General features: G+C 33.1%; 6 protein-coding genes. 5 read left to right on the forward strand and 1 reads right to left on the reverse strand.

Annotated features, from left to right (window positions below; genetic code table 11):
* Positions 1-138: 138 nt before the first annotated feature.
* Positions 139-996 carry an AraC family transcriptional regulator gene (locus CLOCEL_RS00190; RefSeq protein ID WP_010073072.1) on the reverse strand — a complete coding sequence of 286 codons (858 nt, stop codon included), beginning with the start codon at positions 994-996 and terminating at the stop codon, positions 139-141.
* 125 nt (positions 997-1,121) lie between these two features.
* Between CLOCEL_RS00190 and CLOCEL_RS00195 the strand changes: the two genes are divergently transcribed.
* From CLOCEL_RS00195 to yicI, 5 genes are all read left to right on the forward strand, one after another.
* Complete coding sequence (locus tag CLOCEL_RS00195; protein WP_010073071.1) at positions 1,122-2,453, forward strand: family 43 glycosylhydrolase; 1,332 nt, start codon at positions 1,122-1,124, stop codon at positions 2,451-2,453.
* A 276-nt stretch (positions 2,454-2,729) separates the two neighbouring features.
* Complete coding sequence (locus CLOCEL_RS00200) at positions 2,730-5,627, forward strand: glycoside hydrolase family 3 protein (RefSeq protein ID WP_010073070.1); 2,898 nt, start codon at positions 2,730-2,732, stop codon at positions 5,625-5,627.
* Between the two features lie 92 nt (positions 5,628-5,719).
* Positions 5,720-8,152, forward strand: a complete 2,433-nt coding sequence (locus CLOCEL_RS00205) for a glycoside hydrolase family 94 protein (protein ID WP_010073069.1) — start codon at positions 5,720-5,722, stop codon at positions 8,150-8,152.
* A gap of 252 nt (positions 8,153-8,404) precedes the next feature.
* Positions 8,405-9,055 carry a phosphatase PAP2 family protein gene (locus CLOCEL_RS00210; protein WP_010073068.1) on the forward strand — a complete coding sequence of 217 codons (651 nt, stop codon included), beginning with the start codon at positions 8,405-8,407 and terminating at the stop codon, positions 9,053-9,055.
* A gap of 278 nt (positions 9,056-9,333) precedes the next feature.
* Positions 9,334-11,685, forward strand: a complete 2,352-nt coding sequence (gene yicI / locus CLOCEL_RS00215; RefSeq protein WP_010073067.1) for an alpha-xylosidase — start codon at positions 9,334-9,336, stop codon at positions 11,683-11,685.
* Positions 11,686-11,797: the final 112 nt, after the last annotated feature.

Raw genomic sequence — 11,797 nt, forward strand, 5'->3', positions numbered from 1 at the left:
TGACACAAAATTGACACATAAGTACATTAAAATAAAACTATAGTAAACAATCTTTTTTTTCATAGATCCCTTTAGTTAGTGGCGGAATATAAAATTCCACCACTTTTTTTATTATAAACAATAGCTTTAATAAAGATATTAAGATGTTCGGTATTGCTTTGGGGTAAGGTATAAGTTTTTCTTAAAAATACGGCTGAAGTAATTACTATCACTGAAGCCACATTGAATAGCTATAGTTGATATAGGAAGTGTAGTTTCCTTAAGTAGGCTACAAGCACGACGTATTCTTAGTGAAATAATGTAGTTTAGGGGTGTAGTACTATAGGTTTCACTAAAAATTCTTGCGAAGTGTCTTGGGGAGTAGTGAGAAATCTTTGCGAGTAAGTCTATGGAGATATCTTCTGTATAATGATTTTCAATATATGAAATAGACTTGGCTATGTTGATTACATCTACCTTTTCGGAGCTATTTCCAAAATCATATAGTCGAGCAAGGGTTACAACTAAAAGCATAAAGAGTGCTTTTGTGGATGTTTTCCACCCATCAGTTTTAGTCATATATTCAGAAAGCAAACTATCTAATAAAATATGAATTTTTTCAAAATCTAACGGCTTCAATGTCAAATTGCTTTTGAAGCTATGTTCTTTTGTGAAATAGGGTTCTATTACAAATAGCGCATGGAAACCCGCATTTTTTTTAATATCGTAATCAGCCAAAAGTAAATTTTCAGAACGATACATTATATTGCAAATACGAAAATCCTTAGCGTTTTCATATCCATGACAGGTGTTGCTGTTAATAACAAAAACATCTCCTTTTTTAATATTGAATTTTTCATTATCAACAATGTGAGTAGCGGTACCGTTCATTACAATGACAAGTTCAGAAAAATCGGTATGTGTATGAATAGAAAGGTTATTACTATGGTAGCCATACTGAATAAAAAATGGAAAACCTTCATCATTTGTAAAATAACTAAGTTTCATTTCGGCCATATATATCCTCCTTAAGTTGTCTGTTTTGTGCTATAAGATGGTCTAATAGTCATAGAATTTAGAGATTTAAATATGCTAATATACGACAGTATAGCATAAATGATAATTTCTAAGGAGGTTTTTATATGCCAAATCCATATCTTCCATTATGGGAGTATATTCCTGATGGGGAACCTAGGGTTTTCGGTGAACGTATATATGTTTATGGTTCCCACGATAATGCAGGTTCAGATAAATTTTGTGACTTTAAACTTAAAGTATGGTCAGCACCACTAGATGACTTGAATAATTGGACTTGTCATGGACACATCTTTCATACAAGAGATGACCGTGACCATAAATCAGATACTCCATGGACGGATGGTGATTTATATGCACCTGATGTCGTTCAAAAAGACGGTAAGTACTACCTTTACGCATATATAATGGGAGCCAAGGGTTGTGTTGCTGTAAGTGATAGGCCAGAAGGACCTTTTGAACTTCTTTCAAAGTATAAATATGAAGTTGTAGAGGGTGAGGGTAACGATTCTTTTAATGGCGGTTGGTTCATCGATCCAGGGGTACTTGTTGATGATGATGGAAGAGTATATGTTTATTGTGGTTATGAAAGTTCTTTTGTTGCAGAAATTAACCCTGATAATATGTATGAAATCATTGATGGAACATATCAGAAGGACATCATTCCAATAGAAGAGCCATTTAGATTTTTTGAAGCTTGCTCACCAAGGAAAATAGAGGATACGTACTATTTGATATACTCTCCAAGAGTAGGAAGTAGACTAGTTTACGCTACGTCAAAATCACCAACAGGACCATTTGAATATAGGGGAGTTATTGTTGACAATGGGGTTAACTATCCAGGTGGCAACAATCATGGTTCAATTTGTAATATAAACAATCAGTGGTATATTTTCTACCACCGTATGACAAATGGTACAGTTATGTCAAGACGTGCTTGCGTTGAAAAGATAGAACTTTTGTCTGATGGAACAATCCCAGAAGTTGAGATGACATCTCTTGGTTTTGAAAATTCTCTTTCTCCATATAAAATGACACCAGCAGAAATTGCTTGTGTACTAAAAGGTGGTTGCTTTATTACAGAAAGAAATTTAGCGTCAAGACCTGTTACAGCAATCATAAGTGGATGTATTATAGGGTACAAGTATTTTGATTTTGGCGAAGACTTTTCAACTGAAACTATGAAATTTAGTGCTGTAGTAAAAGGTACAGGTTGTAAAGCAAAAATAAAAATTTTACTTGATGATTATGAAAATGGAGAAGAAATAGGCGTTTGTGAGATAGGTGCTGATGATGGCGTTTATACCGCAATTGTAAAGAATGTAACTGGAAGACATGCTTTATATTTCCTTGTTGAAGATAGTTTTGGTGGGTGGTTTACTGATATGTTCAAAGGTAGACACTTATTTGAACTTGAATCTTTTGTCTTTATGAAATAACAATAGAGATATGGACAAAAGGGAAATGTAAATTGTGTTGTAGTCTATTTATACAAATATAAAGATTCAAGAACTAGAATATATTTTAGAAAAATAAAGATAAATTTTGCCTAGCAAGGTATTTTATATTTTGCTAGGCTCTAATTTTTATGGGGAATAAAGTGAAATTATCTAGGTATACGTTTACTTAAATAAACACTAAAATTGAAATGATAAGTATTTTTACATGAATTATTAAAATAATGAAAGATGTTTTATTTAATGAGGTGCAGGGTGATGACTACTGAAAGAATGGAAAACAATAAAATTTTATACCCTTTTAGAAACCCAAACATTAACATAGAAGAAAGATTAGATGATCTTATTTCAAGACTTACTTTAGAAGAGAAAATACATGTTCTTCCTGGATATCAGGCTCCAATAGAAAGACTTGGAATACAAGCATATTACGTTGGAGGAGAGGGAGCTCATGGGCTTGTAAGAAGACAAGGAAAGTTAACTGGTCCAACGACAGTTTTTCCACAACCAATTGGTCTTTCATCAACTTGGAATCCTAATTTGATGAGTGAAATTGGAAAAGTTATATCAGATGAAGCTAGAGCTTACTATAAGAAGTCTGATAAGATTGCAGGCCTTAATATTTGGGCACCAACTGTTGATATGGAAAGAGACCCAAGGTGGGGAAGAACTGAAGAGGCCTATGGTGAAGATCCTTACCTTACAGGAAAATTATCTGCAGCGCTTACAAAGGCTGAAAGAGGAGAAGATCCTTTCTATTTAAAAATGGTACCAACATTAAAACATTTTTATGCTAATAACTACGAAAAAGAACGTATATCCTGTTCTTCAAGTATAGATCCTAGAAATAAATATGAATATTATTTAAAAGCTTTTAAGCCATCTATTGTAGAGGGTGGAGCTCAATCAATAATGACTTCATATAATGCTATAAATGGAATCCCAGGAATGGTTAATCCTGAAATTCAAACAATATTGAAAGATCAGTGGGGACTTGAGAGTTTTACTGTTTCTGATGGTGGAGCTGTTTGTCAGGTAGTAGACTACCATAAGTATTTTGTTAGTCATGCTGAAACTATAGCAAGTTCCATAAAGGCTGGACTTGATTCATTTACAGATAATCCTGATATGGTAGTAGCAGCAGCTAGAGATGCTATGGAACGTGGATTAATGACAGAAGATGATTTAGATAAAGCAGTTAGAAATATTTTCAGAACAAGAATACGACTTGGACAACTCGACCCAGAAGGGTACGATCCATATGATTATATTTCTGATGAAGTTATTTGTAGTGAAGAAAATTCAAAGGTAGCATTAAAAGCAGCTAGAGAAGCTATGGTTCTTTTAAAAAATGAAAATAACATATTACCTTTAAATAAGGAAAAGCTAAAAAAGGTAGCTGTTATTGGACCTTTAGCTGATGAGTTACTTATGGATTGGTATTCTGGAATACATCCATACAAGGTTACACCGCTAGAAGGAATAAAGAAGAAACTTCAGGAAGTTCAAGTTACATATTCAGACGGGGCGGATATAGTCACGTTAACATCATTATTAAATAATAAATTAATTGCTCAATATCAAGATAATGAAAACATCCTTTATGCAAATAAGACAGAGCTTTGTGATGAAGCTTTATTTAAGCATATTGATTGGGGATGGGGAAGCCATACTCTAAGATCTAAGGCTAACAACAAATATATGTCATCTAAGAGGGATAAAGAAGGAATTTTAGCAGCAGACCAAGAAGAGGCTTTTGGTTGGTTCGTAAAAGAATTATTTAATTTTGATAGAGATTCAGATAATAACTATTATCTTAGAACTTGGAACTGGGAAAATATCGGTGTAGGTGAAGACGAAAAATTATTTATAAACACTGGTAAACCAAAAGTTGAAGTGGATAAGTATAAATTTAAGAAAAGTCTTATTTCTAGCGGAATAGAAGAAGCGACAAGTGCGGCAAAGGATGCTGATGTTGCGATAGTTGTTGTTGGAAACAATCCTGTGATAAATGGTAAAGAGGAAGTTGATAGAAAAGACATTATCTTACCACCATCACAACAAGAGCTTATTAAGGCTGTGTATGAGACTAATAAAAATACTATTGTTGTTATTGTTGGAACATATCCTTTTGCGATAAATTGGGAACAAGAAAATATACCAGCTATCATGTTTACAGCTTCTGGTGGACAAGAATTGGGAACAGCTATAGCAGATTCAATTTTTGGTGACTATGCTCCAGCAGGAAGGCTTAGTATGACTTGGTATAAATCTATAGAGCAGTTACCAGATATTACGGATTACGATATTATCAAAGGTAAAAGAACTTATATGTATTTCGATCAAGAAGTAATATATCCTTTTGGACATGGATTGACTTATCCGAACTTCGAATATAAAGATTTATTAATAAAAAGTAAAAATTATACAAATAATGATACTATAGAGGTTTCTTGCGATATAATAAATACTGGTAATATCGACAGTGATGAAGTTGCTCAACTTTATGTGAGTGCAATTAAATCTAGGATTGTAAGGCCTATAAGAGAGTTAAAGGGTTTCGAGAGAATAAATATTAAAGCTGGGGAGAAGAAAACTGTTAACTTTAAGGTTAAAGTAGAAGACTTAGCTATTTGGGATGTTACAAGAAATAAGTACTGTGTAGAAGCTGGAGAATATAAGTTTGAAATAGGAACATCATCTAAAGATATAAAATTAGAAGGAAATGTTTACATAGATGGAGAAATAATACCTTCTAGAGACTTATCTTTAAAAACAAGAGCAGAGAATTATGATGACTACAATAAGGTCATATTAAAGAACTGTATTAAGGGTGGTACATGTGTTTCAAACATTGATAATAATTCTTGGCTTTGTTACAAGGATGTTGATTTCAGTTTAAGCTACAGCACATTTATGGCACAGGTTGCTAATGATACTACAAAAGCAATTATTGAAGTTAGAATAGATTCCTTAGAAGGTGAAGTTATTGGTACTCTTGAAGTGCCTTCTACTGGAGGATTGCAGAATTGGATAATTAATTCTTGTGAGATTAAAAATATAACAGGAATCCATGATGTTTACTTTACCTTTAATGTTGGTGATAGATTTAATGGAGAGCTTAGAATTAGTTATTTTCAATTTATAACAGGTTAACTTTAAATTTAAAACTAAAAGCCTTATGGCTATTAGATATATTCTTAGATACTAAACTTATTTTAAATAAACATAAAAAAGGAGATGCAATAATGAAATTTGGATTTTTTGATGATGCAAACCGTGAGTATGTAATTAACACTCCTAAGACACCTTACCCATGGATAAACTACTTAGGAAGTGAAGAGTTCTTTGGTATTATTTCTAATACTAGTGGTGGATATTGTTTTTATAAGGATGCAAAGTTAAGAAGGCTTACAAGATATAGATATAACAATGTGCCAATAGATAATGGCGGAAGATACTTCTATGTAAATGATGGTGGAGATGTTTGGTCACATACTTGGAAGCCAGTTAAAAAAGAACTTTCAGCTTATGAATGCAGACATGGACTTGGCTATTCAAAGTTTACAGGAGAAAGAAATGGCGTAAAAGTTTCTCAATTATCTTTTGTACCATTAGGAATGAATGCAGAAGTTCATCAAATAAAGGTTAAAAATACTTCTGATACAGATAAAGCTGTTAAATTATTCTCCTTCATCGAATTCTGTCTTTGGGATGCTGGTGCTGATGGTGAAAACTTCCAAAGAAACTTTAGTACAGGTGAAGTTGAAATTCAAGGTTCTGTAATATACCACAAGACTGAATACAGAGAACGTAGAAATCATTATTCTTTCTATTCAGTAAATACAGAAATAGCTGGTTTTGATACAGATAGAGATTCTTTCATTGGATTATATAATGGTTTTGAGGCTCCAGATGTAGTTATGGCAGGAGAATCTAAGAATTCTGTAGCTAGCGGTTGGGCACCAGTTGCATCTCATGGAATAAATGTTGAGTTAAAAGCTGGAGAAGAAAAATCTTATGTATTTGTTCTTGGATATGTTGAAAACAAGGATGAAGAAAAATGGGAAAGTAAAGGCGTAATCAACAAAACTAAGGCAAAAGAAATGATTGAAGCTTTAGCTGATGATGCTGCTGTTGAAAAGGCTTTAGCTGAATTAAAGAAATATTGGGATGGTTTATTATCAAACTACACATTAAATAGTGATGATGAAAAATTAAATAGAATGGTTAACATTTGGAACCCATATCAATGTATGATAACTTTTAACATGTCAAGAAGTGCTTCATACTTTGAATCAGGTATAGGTAGAGGAATGGGCTTTAGAGATTCAAACCAAGATCTTTTAGGCTTTGTACATCAAATTCCTGAAAGAGCTAGAGAAAGAATAATCGATATAGCTTCAACTCAATTTGAAGATGGTGGTTGCTATCATCAATATCAACCATTAACTAAAAAAGGTAACAATGATATCGGTAGTGGTTTTAATGATGACCCACTATGGTTAATACTTGGTGTAACTGCTTATATAAAAGAATCAGGAGATATGGGAATATTAGATGAAATAGTTCCATTTGATAATGATCTTAACAACACAGCTACATTAATGGGCCACTTAAAAGTATCCTTTGACCATGTTATAAATAATCGTGGACCTCATGGCTTACCTTTAATAGGAAGAGCTGACTGGAATGACTGCTTAAACTTAAATTGTTTCTCAGCTACTCCAGGAGAATCATTCCAAACTACTGAAAACAAAGAAGGTGGAGTTGCTGAATCTGTTCTTATTGCAGGGATGTTTGTATTCATAGGTAAAGAATACGTTGCACTTTGCAAAGAAATTGGTGATTTAGAAGAAGCAGCAAGAGCTCAAAAACATATAGATGAAATGACTGAGGCTGTATTAACTCACGGTTATGATGGAGAATGGTTCTTAAGAGCTTATGACTTCTACGGAAATAAAATCGGAAGTAATGAAAATGAAGAAGGAAAAATCTTCATCGAGTCTCAAGGCTTCTGCGTTATGGGTGGAATCGGTGTAGAAAATGGTCTTGCAGAAAAAGCTATGAACTCAGTTATCGAAAGATTAGATACTAAGTATGGTATAGTTTTAAATAATCCTGCATTTACAAAGTATCATTTAGAAATGGGCGAAATAACAAGTTACCCAGAAGGTTACAAAGAAAATGCTGGTATCTTCTGTCACAACAACCCATGGATAGCATGTGCTGAAACTGTAATAGGCCGTGGAGATAGAGCATTTGAAGTTTATAGAAAGATAGCACCAGCATACCTTGAAGAAATAAGTGATATACACAAAACAGAGCCATATGTATACTCACAAATGGTTGCGGGTAAAGATGCTGTTAGATTTGGTGAAGCTAAGAACTCTTGGTTAACTGGAACAGCTGCTTGGAACTTCATAACCATTTCTCAATGGATACTAGGTATCAAACCAGATTATCAAGGTTTAAGAATAGATCCATGTATACCAAAAGATTGGGAAGGTTACAGCATATCAAGAAAATTCAAAGGTGCTCAATATGATATCGTAATTAAGAACCCTAACAAAGTTTGCAAGGGTGTTGCTTCAATAACTGTTGATGGAAAAGCAATCGAAGGAAACATAGTGCCAACCTTTGAAGGTGGAGTTCATTCAGTTGAAGTTGTAATGGGATAATTATTTATCACATATAATAATATATAATTTTTATTTTTAAAGAGGAAGCTTCTTATATGTTTTACTATATAAGAAGCATGTCCTTTTTACTAAGAGATATATATGGTATTTTAATATGCTTTTTTATATTAAGATACTAAGGTATAATAATATAGTTAAGTATAATAATATACTTAACTATATTATTATAATGAATTTAGAGGTCACATCTTTGATTTGTCATTCATTAGAGAACTTGAAAGAGGTGTATCTATGGAGAAATTTAAGGCTGCACTTAAGCATAGTTGGATATTTTTTGTTTATGCAGCAGTAGGATTAATTTACGAGGTTGTGAATAGACCTTGGGGAGAGGTAAGAAATATTTCTACCGCATTAGATGCGAATATACCCTTTATTAAGGAATTTATTATTCCGTATATGTCTTGGCATTTATTCACGGTAGGCTGTGGAATATATCTTCTATTTAAAGATAGACGAAATTATTACAAGTCCATGTATAGCGTAATAATTGGTTTAATAATTTGTTATGCAACTTATATTGTTTTTCAAACTACGGTTCCGAGACCTACAGTTGTGGGAGACGATATCTTATCACAATTTGTAAGAAAGATGTACAGTCATGATAAGCCAATGAACTGTTTTCCTAGTATACATGTGTATACAACCGTGCTTTTTACTTATTTTATTTTAATAACAAATAGATTAAAAAAATATCAAATAGCTATGATGGTAACATGGGCAGTCTCTATAGTACTATCAACTCTTTTTGTAAAGCAACATGTAATCTTAGATGTAGTTGGAGCATGTGCTCTAGTTTATGCTTGCGTAGGACTAGTTAATTGGTTTGAGGCAAGGAATGATGTTAAGATAAACAATACTGTTGAGAATGAAGGTCAAGTTTAATCATATCAATATTTAGGCTTTGATTTAAGAATTATGTATGTTTATTTAGAATAGAAAATAATAAAAAAAGACAAGTTCTGCAATATTTCAGGAGTTGTCTTTTTTTTATGTAATTTCAAAAAATACAACATAAATTTCTAACGTAAAACAAAAAATATAATGGTTATAAGCTACTCTAATTTTTATAGTAGTTTATATAGAAAAATCATGGTATACGATTACATGGTTATAAACTATAATTTAAATAATCATTATTAAGCTACGAGAGGAGTATGATTATGAAATTTAGTAATGGATTTTGGTTAAATAGGGAAGGTGTGGCATCCTTTAGTCCAGAAGAAGTATATAGCACAAGTGTTAAGGGGAATGTAATAACATTAAATACACCGACTCATAAAATAAACCATCGTGGTGATACATTGCAAGGACCTAATATTACTATAAAAATTTCCTCACCTATTCCAGATGTAATAAGGGTACAATCATTTCATTATATGGGAATAGTAGATAGAGGACCTAAATTTGAAATCAATAATTGTACAGATACAAAGTTTGACATAGTAGAAGATGAAACAACAATTAAATTAACTAGTGGGAATCTTAATGTTAAAATAGATAAAAAAAAATGGAAGATGGAATTCCTCAATAAAGAAGAAAGATTAACATATAGCGGATGGAGAGATCTATCTTACGTTAAGGAAAACTTCAGAGGTATCGCCTATGACAAGGGAGCTCTTGAAGATACATATATGAGGGAACAATTAAATCTTTCTGTCGGAGAACTTATATACGGATTAGGGGAAAGGTTTACACCATTTGTTAAAAATGGTCAGACAGTAGAGACTTGGAATGAAGATGGTGGTACAAGTGGAGAACAATCATATAAGAGCATTCCTTTCTATATATCAAACAAAGGATATGGCGTATTTGTAAATAGTTCAGATAAAGTTTCTTTTGAAGTTGGAACAGATAAGGTTACGAAGGTTCAGTTCGCAGTTCCAGGTGAAAGTTTAGATTATTTCATAATAAATGGACCATCAATGAAGGAAGTGTTAGAAAGATACACTACACTTACTGGAAAGCCAGCTCTTCCACCAGCATGGAGCTTTGGATTATGGCTAACAACATCATTTACAACAAATTATGATGAAGAAACAGTAACAAGCTTCGTAGATGGAATGGCAGAAAGAGATCTTCCATTACATGTATTTCATTTTGACTGTTTCTGGATGAAGGATTTCAATTGGACGGATTTAGAATGGGATTCAAGAGTATTCCCGGATCCAGAAGGTATGCTTAAGCGGTTAAAAGAAAAAGGTTTAAGAATATGTGTATGGATTAACCCATACATAGCACAAGAATCAAGCATGTTTCAAGAAGGAATGGATAATGGATACTTAATTAAGAGACCGAATGGAGACGTTTGGCAATGGGATATGTGGCAACCAGGAATGGCTATAGTAGATTTCACAAATCCTGCAGCATGCAGATGGTTTGCTGATAAGCTAGAAGCTTTACTTGATATGGGTGTAGATTGCTTTAAAACAGATTTCGGCGAAAGAATACCAACAGAAGTAACTTACTTTGATGGTTCAGACCCTGTAAAAATGCATAATTACTATACTTATCTATATAACAAAGTAGTATTTGATGTACTTGAAAAGAAACGTGGTAAAGATGAAGCTGTATTATTTGCGAGATCAGCTACAGTGGGAGGACAACAATTCCCTGTTCATTGGGGAGGAGATTGTTCAGCAAACTACGAATCAATGGCTGAAAGTTTAAGAGGCGGATTATCCTTAACAATGTCTGGTTTTGGATTTTGGAGTCATGATATCGGCGGATTTGAAAGTACTTCTACAGAAGATGTTTACAAACGTTGGGCAGCATTTGGATTACTTTCTTCTCACAGCCGTCTACATGGAAGTTCTTCTTATAGAGTTCCATGGTTATATGGAGAAGAAGCAGTCGATGTAGTAAGACATTTTACAAAGCTTAAAGCTAGTTTAATGCCATATATCTTTAATGAAGCTTATAAGACTTCGAAGACAGGTATTCCTTCGATGAGAAGTATGGTTTTAGAATTCCAAGATGATCCAGCGATAGGATATTTAGATCGTCAATATATGTTTGGTGATTCTATTCTAGTTGCACCAATTTTCAACGAGCAAGGTGTAGCAAATTACTACCTTCCAAAAGGAACTTGGACTAACTTCTTTACTGGTGAAAAAGTTGACGGTGGATCATGGAGAAAAGAGACTCATGATTATATGAGTATTCCACTTATGGTTCGTCCAAACTCGATAATTGCTGTTGGTAGCGAAAACAGAAAGTCAGATTATGATTTTGCACAAGATGTAACTTTAAAAGTTTATGAACTAGAAGAGGGAAAGGGTGCAAGTGCTACAGTTAGATCTATGAATAGTGAAGTTGCACTTGAAGTTTCGGCAATGCTTTCTAAAGGGGAAATAACTATTGATGCTAAGGGGGTTGGTAAACCATGGTCTCTAGTATTAGTAGGAGTTCAAAATGTTGAAGTTGTTGAGGGTGGGTCTTTCGTAATAGAAGGATCAGATACAAAGATATTTCCATCAAGCAATGTAGGAAAATTAGTTATTAAATTAAAATAAATTTTATTAGAAATATGAGAACTTTATTTATATAAAAAGCAGGAGGAAATCTACCTGTGAAAATCTTTCACTTGAGAAATTAGAGTAAAGGATTATCTAGGGATGAAGACTT

This window comes from Clostridium cellulovorans 743B (assembly GCF_000145275.1).
GTDB lineage: Bacteria > Bacillota > Clostridia > Clostridiales > Clostridiaceae > Clostridium_K > Clostridium_K cellulovorans.